The 19,901-nt window shown below is 61.2% G+C and carries 21 protein-coding genes; 8 read left to right on the top strand and 13 right to left on the bottom strand.

Annotated features, from left to right (window positions below; translation table 11 throughout):
• Positions 1 to 244: 244 nt before the first annotated feature.
• From HX839_RS14550 to HX839_RS14535, 4 genes are all read right to left on the bottom strand, one after another.
• Positions 245 to 1,159 (bottom strand): LysR substrate-binding domain-containing protein, encoded by a 915-nt coding sequence (locus HX839_RS14550; RefSeq protein WP_177067233.1) that lies wholly within the window; start codon positions 1,157 to 1,159, stop codon positions 245 to 247.
• 191 nt (positions 1,160 to 1,350) lie between these two features.
• Positions 1,351 to 2,655 carry a C4-dicarboxylate transporter DctA gene (gene dctA / locus HX839_RS14545; protein ID WP_177067232.1) on the bottom strand — a complete coding sequence of 435 codons (1,305 nt, stop codon included), beginning with the start codon at positions 2,653 to 2,655 and terminating at the stop codon, positions 1,351 to 1,353.
• A gap of 98 nt (positions 2,656 to 2,753) precedes the next feature.
• Positions 2,754 to 3,629, bottom strand: coding sequence for an alpha/beta fold hydrolase (locus tag HX839_RS14540; protein ID WP_008430843.1), 876 nt, complete (start codon positions 3,627 to 3,629; stop codon positions 2,754 to 2,756).
• A gap of 238 nt (positions 3,630 to 3,867) precedes the next feature.
• Entirely contained in the window at positions 3,868 to 4,329 is a 462-nt protein-coding gene (locus HX839_RS14535) for a VOC family protein (RefSeq protein WP_177047780.1), read from the bottom strand.
• A gap of 235 nt (positions 4,330 to 4,564) precedes the next feature.
• Here HX839_RS14535 and HX839_RS14530 point away from each other — a divergent pair, with 235 nt between their 5' ends.
• Genes HX839_RS14530 through HX839_RS14520 form a run of 3 tightly spaced genes read left to right on the top strand, consistent with a single transcriptional unit; the run spans position 4,565 to position 7,257 of the window.
• Positions 4,565 to 5,788, top strand: a complete 1,224-nt coding sequence (locus HX839_RS14530) for an SfnB family sulfur acquisition oxidoreductase (protein ID WP_003210116.1) — start codon at positions 4,565 to 4,567, stop codon at positions 5,786 to 5,788.
• 3 nt (positions 5,789 to 5,791) lie between these two features.
• Positions 5,792 to 6,457 carry a methionine ABC transporter permease gene (locus HX839_RS14525; protein ID WP_008430846.1) on the top strand — a complete coding sequence of 222 codons (666 nt, stop codon included), beginning with the start codon at positions 5,792 to 5,794 and terminating at the stop codon, positions 6,455 to 6,457.
• Between the two features lie 29 nt (positions 6,458 to 6,486).
• The gene (locus tag HX839_RS14520; protein ID WP_102369600.1) at positions 6,487 to 7,257 is read left to right on the top strand and encodes a MetQ/NlpA family ABC transporter substrate-binding protein; all 771 of its coding nucleotides are present in this window, start codon (positions 6,487 to 6,489) and stop codon (positions 7,255 to 7,257) included.
• 146 nt (positions 7,258 to 7,403) lie between these two features.
• Here HX839_RS14520 and soxR read toward each other — a convergent pair whose 3' ends face one another.
• Complete coding sequence (gene soxR / locus HX839_RS14515) at positions 7,404 to 7,847, bottom strand: redox-sensitive transcriptional activator SoxR (RefSeq protein WP_008430848.1); 444 nt, start codon at positions 7,845 to 7,847, stop codon at positions 7,404 to 7,406.
• Positions 7,848 to 7,937: 90 nt separating this feature from the next.
• On the opposite strand from soxR, the gene HX839_RS14510 reads away from it, so the two are divergent.
• The gene (locus HX839_RS14510) at positions 7,938 to 8,300 is read left to right on the top strand and encodes an antibiotic biosynthesis monooxygenase (protein ID WP_032898632.1); all 363 of its coding nucleotides are present in this window, start codon (positions 7,938 to 7,940) and stop codon (positions 8,298 to 8,300) included.
• Here HX839_RS14510 and HX839_RS14505 read toward each other — a convergent pair.
• From HX839_RS14505 to msuE, 4 genes are read right to left on the bottom strand one after another with little or no spacing between them, the layout of a single operon-like run.
• Positions 8,292 to 9,395: a sigma-54-dependent Fis family transcriptional regulator gene (locus HX839_RS14505; RefSeq protein ID WP_003210127.1), complete on the bottom strand. Its 1,104-nt coding sequence runs from the start codon at positions 9,393 to 9,395 to the stop codon at positions 8,292 to 8,294. The genes HX839_RS14510 and HX839_RS14505 overlap by 9 nt on opposite strands.
• An 11-nt stretch (positions 9,396 to 9,406) precedes the next feature.
• Positions 9,407 to 10,594 (bottom strand): acyl-CoA dehydrogenase family protein, encoded by a 1,188-nt coding sequence (locus tag HX839_RS14500; RefSeq protein ID WP_003210129.1) that lies wholly within the window; start codon positions 10,592 to 10,594, stop codon positions 9,407 to 9,409.
• A gap of 47 nt (positions 10,595 to 10,641) precedes the next feature.
• Positions 10,642 to 11,787, bottom strand: coding sequence for an FMNH2-dependent alkanesulfonate monooxygenase (gene ssuD / locus HX839_RS14495; RefSeq protein WP_177020570.1), 1,146 nt, complete (start codon positions 11,785 to 11,787; stop codon positions 10,642 to 10,644).
• A 9-nt stretch (positions 11,788 to 11,796) separates the two neighbouring features.
• Positions 11,797 to 12,360, bottom strand: a complete 564-nt coding sequence (msuE, locus tag HX839_RS14490) for an FMN reductase (RefSeq protein ID WP_003210131.1) — start codon at positions 12,358 to 12,360, stop codon at positions 11,797 to 11,799.
• A gap of 397 nt (positions 12,361 to 12,757) precedes the next feature.
• Here msuE and HX839_RS14485 point away from each other — a divergent pair, with 397 nt between their 5' ends.
• From HX839_RS14485 to HX839_RS14475, 3 genes are all read left to right on the top strand, one after another.
• Positions 12,758 to 13,027 carry a hypothetical protein gene (locus HX839_RS14485; RefSeq protein WP_177067231.1) on the top strand — a complete coding sequence of 90 codons (270 nt, stop codon included), beginning with the start codon at positions 12,758 to 12,760 and terminating at the stop codon, positions 13,025 to 13,027.
• Between the two features lie 228 nt (positions 13,028 to 13,255).
• Complete coding sequence (locus HX839_RS14480) at positions 13,256 to 14,416, top strand: cysteine desulfurase family protein (protein ID WP_003210134.1); 1,161 nt, start codon at positions 13,256 to 13,258, stop codon at positions 14,414 to 14,416.
• A gap of 36 nt (positions 14,417 to 14,452) precedes the next feature.
• Entirely contained in the window at positions 14,453 to 16,261 is a 1,809-nt protein-coding gene (locus HX839_RS14475) for an aminopeptidase P family protein (RefSeq protein WP_087695275.1), read from the top strand.
• Here the strand turns inward: HX839_RS14475 and HX839_RS14470 are convergent.
• Both HX839_RS14470 and HX839_RS14465 read right to left on the bottom strand, forming a co-directional pair.
• Positions 16,258 to 16,848 (bottom strand): 2-hydroxychromene-2-carboxylate isomerase, encoded by a 591-nt coding sequence (locus HX839_RS14470; RefSeq protein ID WP_102369598.1) that lies wholly within the window; start codon positions 16,846 to 16,848, stop codon positions 16,258 to 16,260. The genes HX839_RS14475 and HX839_RS14470 overlap by 4 nt on opposite strands.
• Positions 16,849 to 16,883: 35 nt before the next feature.
• Positions 16,884 to 17,615, bottom strand: coding sequence for an SDR family oxidoreductase (locus tag HX839_RS14465; protein WP_003210139.1), 732 nt, complete (start codon positions 17,613 to 17,615; stop codon positions 16,884 to 16,886).
• Between the two features lie 89 nt (positions 17,616 to 17,704).
• Here HX839_RS14465 and HX839_RS14460 point away from each other — a divergent pair, with 89 nt between their 5' ends.
• Positions 17,705 to 18,265 carry a TetR/AcrR family transcriptional regulator gene (locus tag HX839_RS14460; protein ID WP_008430866.1) on the top strand — a complete coding sequence of 187 codons (561 nt, stop codon included), beginning with the start codon at positions 17,705 to 17,707 and terminating at the stop codon, positions 18,263 to 18,265.
• A gap of 12 nt (positions 18,266 to 18,277) precedes the next feature.
• On the opposite strand, the gene HX839_RS14455 is transcribed toward HX839_RS14460, so the two are convergent.
• Both HX839_RS14455 and rhtA read right to left on the bottom strand, forming a co-directional pair.
• A complete protein-coding gene (locus tag HX839_RS14455; RefSeq protein WP_003210144.1) occupies positions 18,278 to 18,559 on the bottom strand; it encodes a hypothetical protein in 282 nt (93 codons plus the stop codon).
• 167 nt (positions 18,560 to 18,726) lie between these two features.
• The gene (gene rhtA / locus HX839_RS14450; RefSeq protein WP_003210146.1) at positions 18,727 to 19,614 is read right to left on the bottom strand and encodes a threonine/homoserine exporter RhtA; all 888 of its coding nucleotides are present in this window, start codon (positions 19,612 to 19,614) and stop codon (positions 18,727 to 18,729) included.
• Positions 19,615 to 19,901: the final 287 nt, after the last annotated feature.

The raw sequence follows: 19,901 nt of genomic DNA, 5'->3' as shown, positions 1-19,901 counted from the left end.
AACAGATCTGCTTTTCTGTGGGAGCGGGCTTGCTCGCGAAAAACCTGAGAGCGCCGCGTTCATCCAGAATGCCCGCGTCATCGTTAACGACCTTCGCGAGCAAGCCCGCTCCCACATTTGGACCGTGCCCGCTTTAGCTTTTGATTTTGCTCTTCAACACTCAAGCCGGCCGGTAGGCCGCTGTAAGAGCAGAACCGTCAGCGGCCGTTACCGCAGCAACGGATATGTACTCAAACCCGGCACGCTAAATCGACAACCCCTTGAAGTGCTCCTGCAAAAACTCCACACACGCCCGCAACTTCCCGGAGTAGGCCAGCCGCGTCGGGTACACCGCCCACACGTTGGCGCTCTGGGTGTAGTCGTGCAGCACCTGCACCAGTTTCCCTTGCTCCAGCAGCGGTTTCACATCCCACATCGAACGCAGCAACACGCCGCGCCCGTCCAGGGCCCATTGCAAGACGATCTCGCCGTTATTCGACGACAACGGCCCGCGCACGCGCACGCTGTCCTGCACGCCATCGCGCTCCAGGTGCCAGATGCCAAACGCGTTGTCGCGCTCCTTGAGCACCAGGCAGTCGTGCTGTTCCAGGTCGCTCAAGTGCTGCGGCACACCACGGCGTTCGAGGTAGGCGGGCGCCGCACACAGCACCCGCCGGTTACTCACCAGCCGGCGACCGATGTGTTGCCCGGGGATGTCGTCGCCCACGCGAATCTCCAGGTCGAAACCCTCGCTGACGATATCCACCACCCGGTCGAACAGGTCCAGGCGAATCTCCAGGTCCGGGTATTGTTCGGCCAATAGCGACAAGGCCGGTGCCACATGGTTACGACCGAAACCGAAGCTGCTGCACAAATGCAGGTGGCCGCGCGGGCTGTCGTGGGCGTCGGAAAGCTCGTCGGACAACTGCTGGAGGTCTTCGAGAATCCGCACGGCCCAGCGCTGCACGCGCTCACCGTCTTCGGTCAGGGCGATACGGCGGCTGGTGCGGTGCAGCAGGCGGGTGGCGAGGGTGGTTTCGAGAATCTGGATACGCTTGCTGACGTAGGCCGGGGACAAACCCAGCTCGTCGGCAGCCGCAGCAAAGCCGGCCTTGCGGATCACGGTCAGGAATACCCGCAGGTCTTCAGGTAGGGGCACGGTATCTTTCTTGTTGTTCATCAGAAACAGGCATGGCGGCATGAACCGCCAGAATAGCACCGGTGTGGCGAGGGAGCTTCTGTGGTGAGGGCGCTTGCTGTGGCGAGGGAGCTTGCTCCCGCTGGAGTGCGTAGCGCTCCCAAAGATCTTGGGGCCGCTGCGCAGCCCAGCGGGAGCAAGCTCCCTCGCCACAGGGGATTGGTGTTTAAGGGTTACTCGGCGGCGATCTTCGCCTGGGCGGCGGCCCGTGCATGGCGGCCGTGCTTGAGGGCGATGGGCGCCATTTTCTCGCGATCCAGTTCACCTTCCCAGGCCGCCACCACCAGCGCCGCCACGGCATTGCCGATGATGTTGGTCAGTGAGCGGCATTCAGCCATGAACCGGTCCACACCCAGGATCAGCACCATCGCCGCCACCGGCACCGTCGGCACCACCGCGAGGCTGGCGGCCAGCGCGACAAAACCTGCGCCCACCACCGCACCGGCGCCTTTTGAGGTAAGCATCGCCACCGCCAGCAGGGTCAGTTGTTGCTCCAGCGTCAGGTCGATATTGGTCGCCTGGGCCAGGAACAGCACCGCCAGGGTCATATAGATGTTGGTGCCGTCCAGGTTGAAGGTGTAGCCGGTGGGCACCACGATCCCCACCACGCCTTTGGACGCGCCAAGGCTTTCAAGTTTCTGGATCAGTTGCGGCAGCGCAGATTCGGAGGAGCTGGTGCCCAGCACGATCAACAGTTCAGCCTTGATGTAGGTCAGCAGCTTGAAGATGCTGAACCCCACATACCGGGCGATGCTGCCCAGCACCACGGCGATGAAGAAAAACGCGGTGACGTAGAACGTGCCCACCAGTTTCAACAGCGGCAGCAGCGAGCCCAGGCCGTATTTGCCGATGGTGAAGGCGATGGCCCCGAAGGCCCCGATCGGCGCGACGCGGCTGATCATCCCGACGATGCGGAAGAACACTTCGCTGGCCTGGTTGATCACGCCGACCAGGGGCCGGCCCTTCTCGCCGATCATCACCAGCCCGAGGCCAAACAGCACCGACACAAACAGTACCGGGAGGATTTCGCCTTTGGAGAAGGCGTCGAAGAAGGTAGTGGGGATCACATGCATCAGGAACCCGGTGACGCCTTCGCCGTGTTCGGCCTGGCCGACAAAACCGGCGATGGCGGAGGTGTCGAGGGTCTTCACGTCGATATTGAAACCCACGCCGGGGTGCAGCAGGTGCGCGGCGAGGATGCCGATTACCAGGGCGATGCTGGAGACGATCTCAAAGTACAGCAGCGCCTTGCCGCCGACGCGGCCCACCTGCTTCACGTCGTGCATGCTGGTGATGCCGGAGACCACGGTGCAGAAGATGATCGGGCCGATGATCATCTTGATCAGCTTGATAAACCCGTCGCCCAACGGCTTGAGGTCGATGCCCACCTGAGGCCAGTGGTTGCCGATCAACACGCCCAGCACAATGGCGATGATCACCTGCACATACAGGGTTCCCAGCAGTTTTCTGATTGTCATTTTTATTATCTCGAGACGTTTTTTGGGCAAGCAGATCCCGTCGCAGGCTGTTTCAAGCCTGCGGGGCGGGATCGGTCAGGTCAGCGGTTCATAAAGGCTCAGCGAAGGAAGGTCAGGACTTCGCCGAGCAGCACTTCAGGGATTTCTTCTGCGATGTAGTGGCCGGCCGGCAGGGCCTTGCCACGTACGTCGGTCGCGACTTTCTGCCATTCCTTGAGGGGTTCGAAGCAGCGCCCGACGGTGCCTTCGGCGCCCCACATCACCAGCAGCGGCAACTCCAGGTGGTTGCCCTTGTCGATATCGGCGCGGTCGTGCTCAAGGTCGATGCCAGCGGCGGCGCGATAGTCCTCGCAGATCCCGGTGGCGGTGCCGGGCAGTTTCAGGCAACGCAGGTATTCGGCGAAGGCTTCATCGGTGAACGGCTTGAGCCCGGCACTGCGGCTGCCCATGACGCTGCGCAGGTAGAGTTCCGGGTTGCCTTCAATCAGGCTCTCGGGCAACGGCGCCGGGCGGATCAGGAAGAACCAGTGCCAGTAGGCGCGGGCAAAGGCTTCGTCGGTCTGGGCGTACATGGACAGGGTTGGTGCGATGTCCAGCAGCACCATGCGCTGCACGGCCTTGGGGTGGTCCAGAGCCAGGCGATGGGCGACGCGGGCGCCACGGTCGTGGGCCAGCACCGAGAACTCGTCGAAGCCCAGGGCTTTCATCAGCTCGACGCCGTCGCGGGCCATTTCGCGTTTTGAATAATTGGTGTGATGGTCAATGGCGGCGGGCTTGCTGCTGTCGCCATAACCGCGCAGGTCGGCGGCGACCACGGTGAAGTGTTCGGCCAGTTGCTCGGCGACCTTGTGCCAGATGACGTGGGTCTGCGGGTGCCCGTGCAGCAGGAGCAGGCCGGGACCCGCGCCGCCTTTGCGGTAGCTGATGTCCACACCGTTGACGTGGCGCTGGTCTTTTTGGAATCCGGCGAACATGGAATGACTCCTTGTGATGATTGCTTGCATCCTGAAATCACACGGCGCCCGGGGCAAGGGGGAAAGCGTGGAGGGGTTGTTCATGAAGTGTGTTGAAGCCCGATCTTTCAGGCAGTGCAGTTCAACGGTGGGAGCTGGCTTGCCTGCGATGCAGGCAACTCGATGTATCAGTCGCACCGAGGTGATGCCATCCCAGGCAAGCCAGTTCCTACCGTTGGGTTGTGTCGCCCAGGCGACTTCATCCTTGCTTGAACAACGCCTCGGCCCGCTGGCGAACTTGCGCCTCGGTCAAGTCCTCCTTGCGCGTGGCCAGGAACCACACATGCCCGAACGGGTCTTTCAGCGTCCCGGAACGGTCACCGTAGAACTGATCCTTGGGTTCTGAAATCGCCGTGCCGCCGGCCTTGATGGCCTGGGCGAACTGTTGGTCGACATCTTGCACATAGAGATGCAGGCACACGCTGGGGTGTTCTTTTCCCGGGCTGCCGAACGACATTTCGCCACAGGGCGAGGCCATCATGATCGCCGAATCGCCAATGCGCAGTTCGGCATGGCCGATCTTGCCGTCGGGCATGTCCAGGCGCATGACTTCGGTGGCACCAAAGGCTTGCTTGTAGAACTCGATGGCTTCAGCGGCTTTGTCGATGCCCAGGTACGGCGTGATGCTGTGGTAGCCCTCGGGAATGGGTTTAACGCTCATATCGTTCTCCTTGATGATGGTTGTGGAGGGACGGCTTTTTCACTATAGGCCACGTGCGCCGTGGCTTGCGGGCAGCCGACGAGGTGTTGCCCAGGCAACAGCAAACCGGCAGTTTGCTGCGCCAAGGGCGGTCTGCCGCGCGTATATCGGGAGCAAACCCTTGTGTTTGAAGGCCAGGCGCCTCAGGCACAGAAGCTGCAATGCCTCTGGCAAACCATTCGCCCGAGAGCGTTGTATGTCTGTACTGCCTGTATCTGCCGATTACCCGATTCACACGCCCCACGCCGAGTTGATCCGCGACGAGGCCCACGCACTGGCCGTTGCCCGCCGAGTCGCTGCCGTGTTGCTGGAACAGGACGCCGAGCGCGATCGCACCCGCCAGGTGCCTGCGGAGGTCGTCGACCTGTATTCCAACAGCGGTCTGTGGGGCATCAGCGTGCCCCGCGAGTTTGGTGGTGCCCAGGTGTCATACGCGGTGTTGGCCCAGGTGATTGCGATTATCTCGGCGGCCGACCCTTCGCTGGGGCAAATCCCGCAGAACCATTACTGCCTGCTGGAAGATATCCGCCTGCAAGGCACGCCCGAGCAGCAGGCGTACTTTTTTGGCCTGGCGCTGGAAGGGCATCGGTTTGCCAATGCGCTGTCGGAAACCGGCGGCAAGAACGTCCAGGACATCCAGGCGACCATTCGCCGGCAAGGCGATGGCTATGTGATCAACGGTCGCAAGGGTTATTGCACCGGTTCGCTGTATGCCCACTGGCTGGCGGTGCTGGCGCTGGATGAACAGCAAAATGCGCAATTGGCGTTCGTGCCGCGCGGCACTGAAGGCCTGGTGGTGGTCGACGACTGGGACAGCATGGGCCAACGCACCACCTCCAGCGGCACGGTGCTGGCCGAAGGCTTGAAGGTGCCGGCGTTCAATCTGTTTCCTACCCATCGCTCCTACGATTCGCCGACCCTGGCCGGGCCTTTCGCCCAATTGACCACCGCCGCCATCGACGCCGGCATCGCCCGTGCCGCGTTGCGTGACACGGTGCAGTTCGTCCGGCAATTCGCCCGTCCGTGGATCGATGCCGGGGTGGAGAACGCCAGTGAAGACCCGCTGACTATCATCCAGGTCGGCGCGCTGGATATTCGCCTGGAAGCGGCGGAAGCCTTGTTGGAGCGGGCCGGCAAGGCCCTGGACGCCGCGCGCCCGGCACCTGATGAAGACAACGTTGCCCACGCCTCCCTGGCTGTCGCGCGAGCCAAGGTACTGACCACTGAAATCGCCATTGAAGCCAGCAACAAGCTCTTCGAACTCGGCGGCACCCGCTCCACCTTGAAGAAGCACAACTTCGACCGTCACTGGCGCAATGCGCGGGTGCATACCCTGCATGACCCGGTGCGCTGGAAGTATCACGTGGTGGGCAACTGGCTGCTCAACGGCGCCAAGCCACCGCGTCACGATTGGTCTTGACCCATGGCCGAGCTGTTTAAAAACATCTATTGGGCCGACATCGGCCAAGCCTGCCTGGAAACCCTGAGCATGCTCAGCGCGGCCCTGGGTTTTACCGTGCTGCTGGGGTTGCCGCTGGGGGTGCTGTTGTTCCTCACCGGCAAGCGCCAGTTGCACGAAACCCTGGTGGTGTATCGGGCGCTGTCGGTGGTGGTCAACGTGCTGCGCTCGCTGCCGTTCATCATCCTGCTGATTGTGCTGATCCCGGTGACTACCTTGCTGGTGGGCACCTCCCTGGGCGTGGCCGGCACCATTCCGCCGTTGGTGGTGGGCTGTACGCCGTTCTTTGCGCGGCTGGTGGAAACCGCCTTGCGCGAAGTCGACCGTGGCGTGGTGGAGGCCACCCAATCCATGGGCGCCAGCACCTGGCAGGTGATCCGCCACACGCTGTTGCCGGAAGCCCGGGGCGGGCTGCTGGCAGCGGTCACTGTCACCGCGATTGTGCTGGTGGACTACACCGCCATGGCCGGGGTGATCGGTGGCGGTGGCCTGGGCGACCTGGCTATCCGCTACGGCTATCAGCGTTTCCAGACCGACGTGATGGTGGTCACCGTGTTGCTGCTGTTGGTGCTGGTGCAGGCCCTGCAGATGACCGGTGACCGTTTGGTGGCGCATTACAGCCGCCGTTGATTCCTATAACTAATGCCTTCGGAGCAACCATGAAAAAATCCCTGGCCATCTTGGCCGCTGTCTTGTCCTTCAATGCCGTTGCCAACGAGACGCTGGTCGTCGGCGCCACGCCCGTGCCTCACGCCGAGATCCTCGAGTTCGTAAAGCCGGTGCTGGCCAAGGAAGGCGTGGACCTGCAAATCAAGGTCTTCACCGATTTCATCCAGCCCAACCAGCAACTGGCGCTGAAGAACATCGACGCCAACTACTACCAGTACCGGCCATTCCTGGATGACTACAACAAGACCCGGAATACCAACCTGGTGCCGGTGGTCGGTGTGCACATCGAGCCTTTCGGCGCGTACTCGACCAAGATCAAAAATATCTCGGAGTTGAAAGACGGCGCGACAGTGTCGATCCCCAACGACCCGGTCAACACTGGCCGCGCCTTGGTGCTGCTGGACGAAGCCGGCCTGATCAAGCTCAAGGACCCGAGCAACACCCTGGCCACGCCGCGGGATATCGTTGAAAACCCCAAGCACCTGAAAATTCGTGAACTGGAAGGTGCGTTGCTGGCCCGCTCGGTGAGCCAGGTGGACCTGGCGTTCGTGTTTGCCAACTACGCCCTGGAAGCGGGGATCGACACCAACAGCGCGTTGATCGTCGAGAAGGGCAAGAGCCTGTACGTGGAGTACCTGGTCGCGCGCCCGGACAACATCAATGACCCTGGCATCCAGAAACTGGCCAAGGCGTTGAACTCCGATGAAGTGCGCCAGTTCATCCTGACCCGCTATAAAGGCCAGATTGCCCCGGGATTCTAAGTCTGACGGCGATCAAAATGTGGGGGCGGGCTTGTGTGGGAGCGGGCTTGCTCGCGAAGGCGGTGGATCAGCCACTGCATCTGGCGACTGACACCCCGCTTTCGCGAGCAAGCCCGCTCCCACATTGATCGAGTTTTACCCCGCCATTATGTGGACGGCTCCAAGAGTTGTGCCCCAGGCCCGCGCTCACCCAGTACGTCGTCGTGATTGCGCAGCGGGCACGCCTCCAGCGACAGGCACCCGCAGCCAATACAGCCATTGAGTTTGTCCCGCAGCAACATCAGTTTTTCGATGCGCTGGTCCAGGTCCTCACGCCATAGCGCAGACAGGCGCTCCCAATCGGCAGCGTTGGGCGTGCGGCCATCGGGCAAGGTTTGCAGCGCGTCATGGATCGTCGCCAGGGGAATGCCCAAACGCTGGGCAATCTTGATCACCACCACCCGGCGCAACACATCCCGCGGATAGCGCCGCTGGTTGCCGGCGTTGCGGTGGCTCTTGATCAACCCCTTGGTTTCATAAAAGTGCAGCGCGGTAACCGCCACGCCACTGCGGGCTGCCAGTTGGCCGACGGTGAGTTCTTTGGTGACCATGAAAAAGCCCTTGACCTTGACTTAACTAGAGGTTTTACCCTGCGTGGCATCGAATCGCAAGATTGTGCCTACAGTGAGAGGGGAATGTTCATGCAGGTATTAGAGAAGAGTCTGAGTTTTACCCAGATGGTCGAATTCCACATCGAGCCTCAGCAGCAATCCGCGTTGGTAGCCGCCCTGTCATCGCAAAGCGAGCGCCTGGCCCAGGGCCATGGTGGCTTTATCAATGCCAGCGTGCAGGTCAGCGATGATGGGCGCCGGGTGCTCAGCTACCTGCAATGGCGCTCCCGCGAGGAGGGGGAAGCGGCCTTCAAGTGTTTTGAGCACGGTGAGGAAGACTTCTGGACGCTGATCCGCGCCCACCAGGCCACGGCAGTGACCTTCGGTTCGTTCCAGGTGCTGCGCAGCATCGAGCGCAGCCATGACAACGCTCTGCACTGCCGCCTAAATTGACAGGTGCAGCATGCGCTCGCCCTGTACGTTTTCGCCGGGGCGTCGCTTGTTCACCGCCAGCTCGCCGATCTTGATCAAGCGGGTACGTGTGACGTTGCGGCTCAGGCCCAGCAGGTTGGCGGTGTGCACCTGGTTGTAATGGCTGAAGCGGTAGGCGGCGCGCAGCAGCGCATCCTCGACCTTTTCATGCAGGGCCCCGGCCTGTTCCTCGAAGAGCTTTTGAAAGGCGCGTTCCAGCAGGGCTTCGGCGCTGTTGTCGGTGCCGTGCTGGCTGTCGTCCTGACGCTCGATGCGCATGTTCGACAGGCGCAGGTCGTCGCGCTCGATCACCCCGTTGCGGCAGATCAGCAGGGTGTGGTGGATCACGTTTTCCAGCTCGCGGATGTTGCCCGGCCAGCTGTAGCTTTTGAGTTTCTGCTCGGCCTCGCGGCTGATGGTGATCGGGCCGTAACCCAGGCGCTGGCTGTAGGCTTCGATGAAATGCCGGGTCAGTGGCAGGATGTCACCGGGCCGATCCCGCAGGGGGCTGAGTTCGAGGCTGACCACGTCTAGGCGGTAGTACAGGTCTTCGCGGAAATGCCCGGCATTGATGGCTTTCTCCAACTGAACGTTGGTGGCCGCCAATACCCGCACGTCGATGGGAATGCTTTTGCGTGAGCCCAGGCGCACCACTTCGCGTTCCTGCAGTACCCGTAGCAGCTTGACCTGGATCGCCATCGGCAAGTCACCGATTTCATCGAGGAACAAGGTGCCGCCGTCCGCCTCTTCGAACCAGCCGGCCTTCGCGCTGAGGGCGCCGGTGAAGGCGCCTTTCTCATGGCCGAACAGCTCGGCTTCCACCAGGGATTCGGAAAACGCGCCGCAGTTCACGGCCACGAAGGGCCGGTTGCGCCGGGCGCTGAGGTTGTGGATATGGCGCGCCACCAGCTCTTTACCGGTGCCGGTTTCGCCGATGATCAACACGCTGGCTTCGCTGGGCGCGACTTGCTGGATGTGCGCCAGCAGCGCCTGGGATTTGGGGTCTTCGAAGACCTGGGCCGTGGCGCGGATCGAGGTCGCAAGAGCGGGCGAGGGCGGTAAGGTTAAAAGCTGCATGGGCACCTCTTCTAGGAGTAGAACGTGGGAATCGGCAGGGACTGGTTCAACGCCCAGTCCCCCAGTTCGTGGAGCTTGTAGTCCACCGGGTCGTGCAAGGTTTGCGTGCGCAGGTTGCGCCAGTGCCGGTCCAGGCGCAGCGAGGCGTGGGTGGAGCGCGCGCCGGTGACTTCGAACAGGCGGCTGCACAGCTCCAGGCCGTTGCGGGTGGCAGCGACCTTGGCCGTGGCGATGGCGATGGCCAGCTCGCCGCGCTCGCTTTCACTGAGGCTCGGGCCCTTGGCCCAGGCCTGGTCCAGCAGTTCGGCGGCGCGTTCCACCAGCAGGCGCACGCCTTCCAGCGCGACCCAGAATTCGCCGTAGTGGTTGAGCACGTACGGGTCCTGGCGAATGTCCTGCACCGTGGATTTATGCCAGGGCCGGGTTTCGGTCAGGGTGTAATTCCGGGCTTCGGCAAACGCGCCTTCGGCGATGCCGAGGAACATATGGGTGAAGGTCAGTTGAGCGATCAGCGGGCGCAGGCAGGCGAAGGGCGTACTCAGCGGGCCGGGATCGAGGAGCAATTCCGACTCTTCCACGCGTACCCGTTCGAAGCTGGCGCTGCCGCTGTCGGTCTGGCGCTGGCCGATGTTGTTCCAGTCATTGTGCAGGGTGATGCCACTGCGCCCGCTGGGGATGGCCGCGATCAGCAGCTTGCCGCCGGCGCTTTCATCCACCGCCGAGGCGATCAGCATTTCCGAGTCGCTGGCACCGGAGCAAAAGCTCTTCTTGCCGGAGAATTCGCGCCAGCCGTTGTAGGCCTTGACCACTGTGCGCGTGTCCAAGGGGTTGAGGGCGTTGCCCCAGAACCAGTTCTTGCGCGCGGTTTGTTCGAACCAGGGTTGCCATTGCTCCGGGCGTGAGAACAGGCGAACGGTGGCGAGCATCAGGTGATGAAAACCGAAGACGTGGGCGATAGAGCTGTCGACCTTGGCGAATTCGCGCACGATCTCCAGGGTTTCGCTCCAGCGGGCGCCGAGGCCGCCGTATTGGGTGGGAATGCTCAGGGCCAGCAAGCCGCTTTGGCGCAGGGCGTCACGTTCGGTCTTCGGTGTGCCGCCGCGCTCGTCGCGTTCGACGGCAGTGAGGGCAAATTCGGCGGCCAGCAGTTTGGCGGTCTGCAAGGGTGAGGGCAGGACGCTGTTGGGTTTGGCTGTCACGCGGTATTCCTCATGGTGTGCCGGGGCGTGCCCCGGCAGACGGCAGGTCAGGCCTTGGCTTTTGCCGGCAGGACGTCGTTGGCAATCATTTCGCCGAACGGCCCGGTGAGGTTGGTGACGCCGCGCCCGGCCAGGCTGGCGTAGGGTTCCGGCAGCAGCGGGAACACCAGTTCGGCAAAGCGATACGCCTCTTCCAAGTGCGGGTAGCCGGAGAAGATGAAGCTTTCGATGCCCAGGTCTGCGTATTCCTTGATGCGCTCGGCGACTTGCTGAGGGTTGCCCACCAGGGCCGTGCCCGCGCCGCCACGTACCAGGCCGACGCCGGCCCACAGGTTGGGGGCGATTTCCAGGTTGTCGCGGCGCCCGTCGTGCAGGGCGGCCATGCGCCGCTGGCCTTCGGAGTCAAAGCGCGAGAAGGATTTTTGCGCGGCGGCGATGGTTTCGTCGCTGATGTGCTCGATCAGTTTGGCTGCGGCTTTCCAGGCGTCTTCTTCGGTTTCGCGCACGATCACATGCAGGCGAATCCCGAATTTGACGGTGCGCCCGTGGCGGGCGGCGCGCTCACGCACGTCGGCGAGTTTCTCGGCGACGGCGGCCGGTGGTTCGCCCCAGGTCAGGTACACGTCCACCTGTTCGGCCGCGAGGTCGTGGGCGGCGTCCGAGGAACCGCCGAAGTACAGCGGTGGATATGGCTTCTGCACCGGTGGGTAAAGTGCCTTGGCGTTCTGCACGCGCAGGTGTTTGCCTTCGAAATCCACCGATTCGCCCTGCAACACGCGGCGCCAGATCTTCAGGAATTCGTCGGTCACTTCGTAGCGTTCGCTGTGATCGAGGAAGCTGCCGTCGCCGCGGTTTTCGTCGGGGTCGCCGCCGGTCACCACGTTGATCAACAGGCGGCCACCGGACAGGCGGTCGAGGGTGGCGGCCATGCGTGCGGAGACGGTTGGCGAGATGATCCCCGGGCGAATCGCCACCAGGTAACGCAGGCGTTCGGTCAACGGCACCAGCGCCGAGGCAATCACCCAGGAGTCTTCGCAGGAGCGGCCGGTGGGAATCAGCACGCCGTGGTAGCCGAGGTTGTCGGCGGCCTGGGCGACTTGTTTCAAATAGTTGAGGGTGACCGGGCGAGCACCCTGGGTGGTGCCCAGGTAGTGGCCGTCACCGTGTGTAGGCAGAAACCAGAAAACATCCATGACAAATCCTTAAGCGATTTTCAGCAGAGAGGTGGGATGCGCGGCAAACAACGGCGCGGCGCGTTCTGCAGCAAGGCGAATGCGGGCCTTCAAGGGCTCACTGGTTATGTGGTAATCGGTGAAATCGGCCTCGGTGGCGTATACGCCAATGGGCAAGGTCAGGGCCTGGAAGAAACTGAACAGCGGGCGCAACTGGTGATCGAGTACCAGGGCGTGGCGTTCGCTGCCGCCGGTGGCCGCCAGCAACACCGGGGTGTTGATCAGGGCGTTGAGGTCGACCAGGTCGAACAGGTGCTTGAGCAGGCCGGGGTAGGAGCCGCGATACACCGGCGCGGCAACGATCAGCAAGTCGGCCTGTTCGATGGCCTGCAGTTGCGCTTCGACGTCGGCGGGCAATTCCTGGCGCGACAGTGCGCCGCCCAGCGGTCGGGCAATGTCGCCCAATTCGATCAGGGTGGCCTGGATCGGCAATTGATCGGCCAGTTCGGCCAGCACCGCCTGGGTCAACACCAGGGTGCGGGACGGACGCCAGGTTCCGCCGGAGAGGGCAACGACATTCAGTGGACGGGTCATCAACAGTTCCTTTTTCAACAGTGGCTCAGGGCAAGAGCAGTAGCAGGGCTTGAGCAAGAGCTGTACCAAGCTGTGCAGCCCTTGACTGGCGTGGCCTCTGTGCCAGGTGTTGGAAAATGGTGGTGTTGTCTGCCTGGTGTTTTGTTGAATGACTGTTGCCTGGGCAACAGTTGCCAGGCGAACAGTGGCGTGAGTGTTGAGGCCATTTATAGAGGGTTGTGTTTATTCCGTAAATGAACGTATTTCCATATTTATAGACCTAAATGGAATATATGGCGCGACTATCAGAAGTGTCGCAAAGGTTGATAGCGACTATCACGGCTGATGATTTTTCACCGTGCAGGTGCGGGAGTAGCCTGTACTCATTGACTTCAGCCCGTTTCGCAGGACCTTCGCCATGAACCGTTTTCTCGCCATTTCCGTATTGCTTGTCACCTCAGTCCTTGCCGGTTGTGCGACACATTCGTCGCCCGAACTGCGTGGCTACTCGGCCGAGGAGAGCAAGGAACTGGCGCTTGAAGCCCTGAGCCGTCGAGGCCTGTCATTTGATGAATACCAACAGAAGAAAGCCGACCTGACCGGCCAGCCACAGAACACCTTCGGTTTCGACCGTCAGGGTGAGATGAATGCCGAGCGCAGCATGACGCTGCACGGTCGCCCCAGTTGAGTCAGTGGCGAGGTCTGAAAAGCCCGAGGTTTCCCACAGGAACCTCGGGCTTTTTGTTTGCCATCCGTTTCCCGGAGCCTGTTAAGCTGAATTTCAGGAGCGTTCCTACGCACTTTTAAATAAAGTGGTCTTTCTTTAACGGCACGGGATCAGGTAAACCATCTTCCTTCCTGATTGCGGCCCCTGAGACGTTGTTCTCGGGAACCTGCTCTGCGAGTCTTTAACGTCATGAATAAACGTCCGCTGTATTTCGACTACGCCGCCACCACGCCGGTGGATGAGCGGGTCATCCAGGTGATGGTTGAGTGTCTGGGCTTCAATGCCAACTTCGGCAACCCTGCGTCCAGTTCCCACGCGTTCGGCCAACAGGCCCGGCAAACGGTTGAGCAGGCACGGGGCCAGGTGGCTGAGTTGGTCGGCGCCGAGCCGGCACAGATTGTCTGGACCTCCGGTGCCACCGAGTCCAACAACCTCGCCATCAAGGGCGTTGCCCAGGCGCGCGGCGTGGCCGGCGGGCACATCATCACCAGCCAGATTGAACACAAGGCCACGCTCGACACCGCTCGCCAGTTGCAGGAAGCCGGGGTTGCCGTGACGTACCTGGTGCCGGACGCCGAGGGTTTGATCAGTGTCGAGGCGGTGAGCGAAGCATTGCGTGAGGACACCTTCCTGGTGTCGCTGATGCTGGTGAACAACGAGCTGGGCACTCTTAACGATATCCGGGCGATTGGCGCACGCGTGCGCGAGCATGGCGCGCTGTTTCACGTGGATGCGGCGCAGGGCGCAGGCAAGGTCGAGATTGACCTGGCCGAATGGCCAGTGGACCTCATGTCATTTTCCGCACACAAACTCTATGGTCCCAAGGGTATCGGCGCGTTGTACGTCGGCCCACGTGCGCAGCAGAAAGTGCTGGCGCAGATTCACGGCGGCGGCCATGAAGGTGGTTTGCGTTCGGGCACCCTGGCAACTCACCAGATTGCCGGCATGGGTACCGCGTTTGCCCTGGCGGCAGCGTCCTTTGCTGAAGAAAAGGCGACCATCGTTGCCTTGCGCGAGCGCCTGCTGGAACAGCTGAATACAATTGCCGGGGTGCGCCTCAATGGCAGCCTTACCCAACGCATTCCCCACACCCTGAGCCTGACGTTCAGCGAAGGCGAGTTCAATTCCGCCGCCTTGAGCGCGGGCATTGCCTTCTCGGCCACTTCGGCCTGCAATTCGGCGAGCAATGCACCGTCCCATGTGCTTATGGCGCTGGGCCATGACGCCCGCAGCGCAGGTCGCACCATTCGCTTGAGCCTCGGGCGGTTTACCACCGAGCAGGATATCGATCAGGCGGTACAGTTGATCAAGGCGGCACTGGCCAGCGCACCGGCGTTCTGGGCCGTTTGACCCCATAACAATTATTAGTGGTTAGCAGGAGACACGATGAGCACACAGCCTTTGACCCATGGAACGGTTCCCCAGCGCCTGGCGCACACCCGCGAACTGATGAGCCGCGAGGGCATTCATGCCCTGTTGGTGCCGTCGGCGGACCCGCACTTGTCCGAATACCTGCCGGGTTACTGGCAGGGCCGTCAGTGGTTGTCGGGTTTCCATGGGTCGGTGGGCACGCTGATTGTTACTGCGGATTTTGCCGGTGTATGGGCAGACAGCCGCTATTGGGAACAGGCGACCAAGGAACTCAAGGGCAGTGGTATCGAGTTGGTCAAGCTGCAACCCGGCCAGCCCGGGCCGCTGGAATGGCTCGCGGAGCAGACGCCGGAAGGCGGCGTGGTAGCCGTTGATGGTGCGGTCATGGCCGTGGCCTCGGCGCGCACCCTGGGCAGCAAGCTGGAGGCACGTGGTGCACGCTTGCGCACGGATATCGACTTGTTGAATGAAGTCTGGCAAGACCGTCCAACCTTGCCGAACCAACCGATCTATCAACATCTGCCACCCCAGGCCACCGTCAGCCGTGGCGAGAAGCTCGCAGCCCTGCGTGCCAGCTTGACGGAAAAGGGGGCCGACTGGCATTTTATCGCGACCCTGGATGACATTGCCTGGCTCTTTAACCTGCGGGGTGGCGACGTTTCGTTCAACCCGGTGTTTGTCTCGTTTGCCTTGATCGGCCAGCAGCAGGCGACGCTGTTTGTGGCCCTGAGCAAAGTCGACGCCGAGCTTCGCGCGGTGCTGGAACAGGATGGCGTGACCCTGCGCGATTACAGCGAAGTCGCAGCGGCGTTGAAGGACATTCCTTCGGGCGCGAGTGTGCAGGTCGACCCGGCCCGGGTGACCGCCGGCTTGCTGGAAAACCTGGGCAGTGGCGTCACGCTGATCGAGGGGCTTAACCCGACCACCTTGGCCAAATCGCGCAAGAGCCTGGCGGACGCCGAGCACATTCGCCAGGCCATGGAGCAGGATGGCGCGGCCCTGTGTGAATTCTTCGCCTGGCTCGACAGCGCGTTGGGCCGTGAGCGCATCACCGAACTGACCATTGATGAGCACCTGACGGCAGCGCGTACCCGTCGTCCGGGTTATGTGTCGCTGAGCTTCAATACGATTGCCGCATTCAACGCCAATGGCGCGATGCCGCACTATCACGCGACTGAAGAAGAACACGCGCTGATCGAGGGCGATGGCTTGCTGCTGATCGACTCGGGTGGCCAATACCTGGGCGGCACGACCGATATCACGCGGATGGTGCCTATCGGGACGCCAAGCGAAGAGCAGAAGCGCGACTGCACGCGGGTGCTCAAAGGTGTGATTGCCTTGTCCCGCGCGCATTTCCCCAAGGGCATTCTTTCGCCGCTGCTGGATTCCATCGCCCGTGCGCCGATCTGGGCCGAGGGTGTGGACTACGGCCACGGTACCGGTCATGGCGTCGGCTATTTCCTCAATGTGCATGAAGGCCCGCAGGTGATCGCCTATCAAGCCGTCGCGGCGCCGCAAACGGCAATGCAGGCCGGCATGATTACCTCCATCGAGCCCGGCACTTACCGTCCGGGCCGCTGGGGTGTGCGCATCGAGAACCTGGTGTTGAACCGTGAAGCGGGCAAGACCGAGTTTGGCGAGTTCCTCAAGTTCGAGACACTGACACTGTGCCCGATCGACACCCGTTGCCTGGAGCCGTTATTGCTGACGGTGGAGGAGCGCCAGTGGTTCAACGATTACCACGCACACGTCCGTGAGCGCCTGAGCCCGCTGCTCAGCGGTGCAGCGCTGGAGTGGTTGCAGGTGCGCACGGCTGCGATCTAGCCCAGCGCTTCGCGCACAAAGTCCAGGCGATCCTGGCCAAAGAACAACTGGTCGCCGACGAACATACTGGGGGCACCGAATACGCCACGCTGAATCGCGTGTTCGGTGTTGTCCTTGAGGGTTGTCTTGACTTCGTCATCGTTGGTCAGCGCCAGGACTGCTTCAGGATCAAAGCCGTGTTCGGTCAGCACTGCGGCTACCACAGACAGGTCTCCCAAGTGTCGGCCCTCGACCCAGAGTGCGTGGAACAGGCAGTCGATGAAGTCGAGAAAGCGTTCGGGCTGGCGCATTTGGACGCCGGTGACCGCACGCATCAGCATTAATGTGTTGATGGGAAAGTGCGGATTGAACTTGAGCGGAACGTGGTAGCGCTGGGCGTAGCGTGCCAGGTCCTGGAACATGTAGCGACCTTTGGCGGGAACGGTGGCCGGTGATGCATTGCCGGTGGCCTTGAACACCCCGCCCAGCAGCATTGGCTTGTAAATCAGCTGGGTGCCGGTTGCAGCGCACAGGCCTGGAAGTTGGGTGTAGGCCAGATAGGTGGCAGGGCTGCCGAGGTCGAAGAAAAATTCTACTGTTTTACTCATGCTGGATACTCGCAGTTTATTGTTATGGGGCGCGCTTACCAGGGTTCATTCCAGGGGCGCAGGTCCAGCTCGAAGGTCCAGGCGTCCCGGGGCTGGCTGTGCAGGTACCAATAGTTATCGGCGATGTGGTCCGGATTGAGAATGCCGTCCTGATCCTTGAGGGCGTATTTTTGCGGGAAGTTGTCGCGGATGAAGTCGGTGTCGATGGCGCCATCCACGACGACGTGGGCGACGTGGATATTCCGTGGGCCCAGTTCGCGAGCCATGCTTTGCGCCAGTGCACGGATCCCGTGTTTGGCTCCAGCGAACGCGGCAAAGCCGGCGGCGCCACGCAACCCGGCCGTGGCACCGGTAAACAGGATGGTGCCGCGGTTACGGGTGACCATGCGCTTGGCCACTTCCCGCGCGTTGAGGAAGCCTGAGAAACAGGCCATCTCCCAAATCTTGAAGTACTTGCGGGCGGTTTCTTCCAGGATGCTGCACGGCACATTGGCGCCGATGTTGAACACGAAGGCTTCGATGGGGCCCAGCTCGGTTTCAATCCGCTCGATCAGCGCGATAACGTCTTCTTCCTTGCGGGCATCGCAGGCAAAGCCATGCGCCTCGCCACCTGCTGCGTGGATGCTATCCACCAAGGGTTGCAGTTTATCGGCGCTGCGCCGGGTGACGCAGGCGACGTAACCCTCACGGGCGAAACGCTTGGCGATGGCACCACCTGTGGCATCGCCGGCACCCACTACCAGTACGATTTTCTTGTTGTTCGTCATGGGAGATCCTTTAGTAAACGATCGTTTGCCAAACGAACGTTATGCTACGATCCAGCAGGCGTCAAGCTGACAGCACAGTGGAGGAAGCGATGCGATATTCGGCTAGTCACAAGCAGCAAACCAGGGAAAAGCTTCTGAACAGCAGTGCGGCACTGGCGAAGAAAGAGGGTTTTGCCAGTGTCGGGGTGGATGGCTTGATGAAGGCCATTGGCTTGAGTGGCGGTGCGTTTTATAGCCACTTCGCTTCGAAGGATGAATTGTTCAGTTCGATTGTCGAGCGTGAATTGAGCCACAGCCTTGAGCGATTGAATGGCGACGGGGTGCAAAGCCGTGAGCGGCTGGATCGCTGTTTGAAGTTCTACCTGAGCATGGCCCATGTGGAGCAATCCGAAGCCGGATGTGCGTTGCCGAGCCTGGGGGCGGAGATTGCGCGATCTGATGTGGCCGTTCGTCAACAGGCGCAGGACTGGATTTGCCGATTGCAGGTGGGGTGGGCAGCAACACTGGGCAGCGAGGCCCTGGCGTGGTCGATTCTGTCGCAATGCATCGGCGCCCTGGTGGTGGCGCGGATGATGGTCGACCCGCAGGTGCAGGCACAGGTCCTGTCATCGAACTACGAGGTGCTCAGCCAGCAGCTGTCGAGGCTGTGAGGTCATCGACAGTTACTTGCAGATGACAATCATGCTTCGGCTTGTGTAGCCGGCGGGGTTAAGACCGAACGGGTAGTCGCCTGGGTCTTCGGCGTTGTCCCCCGACTTGGCGATGACTTTATAGCCTTTGGCGCCACACGAATTAGCTGCACTGGCGTAGCACTGGTCCCAGGAAGAGGACAGGCCTGAGCAGTTGATATGCAGGCCCTTCTTTCCCCGTTTTACTTCGGTCTTGGTGGTCGCGGCACAACCTGCAATTGCCACAATCATGAACAGCATCAAAATTCGCTTCATTACTATCCTTAATAGCCGCCTCGCTTAAGTGCACGAAGCTGGCTTTGCTCGCTCTCGAGTGTAGCGTTCATGATGTCCTTATCGAAAATCTCCATGAATGACACTGGGTTACGACCTAAACATGGCCTAATTGAGCGGCAAATGCCATAGCTACGTCAAATCCTGAATCAATCGGCTGGAACGAGTGGTTTTGATTCGTTACGCATGGTCAAGGTTGCACCCACCGAGGCCAGGATAATGCAGGTGATGGCCAGCCATTGCGCCAGGGACAAGTGCTCTTGAAGGAAAAACAGCCCGGACAGGGCGCCGAACGCGGGTTCGATACTCATCAGGGTTCCGAACGTGCGGGCTGGCAGGCGAGTCAGGGCGACCATCTCCAGGGTGTAGGGCAGGGCGGTGGATAAAACCGCGACACCAATGGCGATCGGGATCAGCGAGGGTGTGAGGAGTGCGGCGCCCGCGTGGACGATACCTATCGGTGCAACAAACAACGCTGCAATCATTACGCCGAGGGCCGCAGTCTGAACGCCATTGTCGGCGCCGGCCTTTTGGCCAAACAGAATGTAGAGTGCCCAGCACGCACCTGCGCCGAGTGCATAGGCGGCGCCTGTGAGGTCAATGCCGCTGCTGGCTTCGCCCACTGGGATCAATAGCAGAAGTCCGACAATCGCCAAGGCTATCCAGAGAAAGTCTACGGCGCGTCGCGAAGCGTAGATGGCGACTGCCAGTGGGCCGGTGAATTCGAGGGCTACTGCAATTCCCAGCGGAACGGTGCGCAGCGACATATAGAAGAGGAAGTTCATTCCCCCCAGCGCCATCCCGTAGACGATCACCGTCTGCAACGACTTGGCTGTCAGCTTGGCGCGCCATGGGCGTAAAAGGAGCAGCATGATCACACTGGCGAAAATCAGGCGCAGGGTGGTGGTGCCCTGGGCGCCCACGATGGGGAACATGCTTTTGGCGAGTGAGGCGCCTGATTGAATAGAGGCCATGGCAATGAGTAGCAGGCCGACCGGAAACAGTGTCGAAGCCAGGCTACGCGGGGAAGTGGTCATTGAGGGTATTCGTCCGAGGTCGTATTGAAAGAAACCGAGTGGCTATGATGCTTAACTGTCAAGCGTTGAGCAATATATTGCTCAGTTAGTTAACGGTTCCTTCCTATATAGACGAATTCCGTGATTGTCGGGATGGATTGATAGAAAAGCTGAATTAAGGGTTGACGGCAGATTCTGGAAGTCTATAATTCGCCCCACTTCCGGCGCAGTCGAAACGAAAAACTCCTTGGTAAACAAGGAGTTATGTAGGTTTCGACGGCGAGCTGCTTCAGATCATCGAGGCCCAG

Origin of the sequence: Pseudomonas sp. I8001 (assembly GCF_013385345.1) — a bacterium.
GTDB lineage: Bacteria > Pseudomonadota > Gammaproteobacteria > Pseudomonadales > Pseudomonadaceae > Aquipseudomonas.
This window is presented reverse-complemented; position numbering and strand designations above follow the sequence as displayed.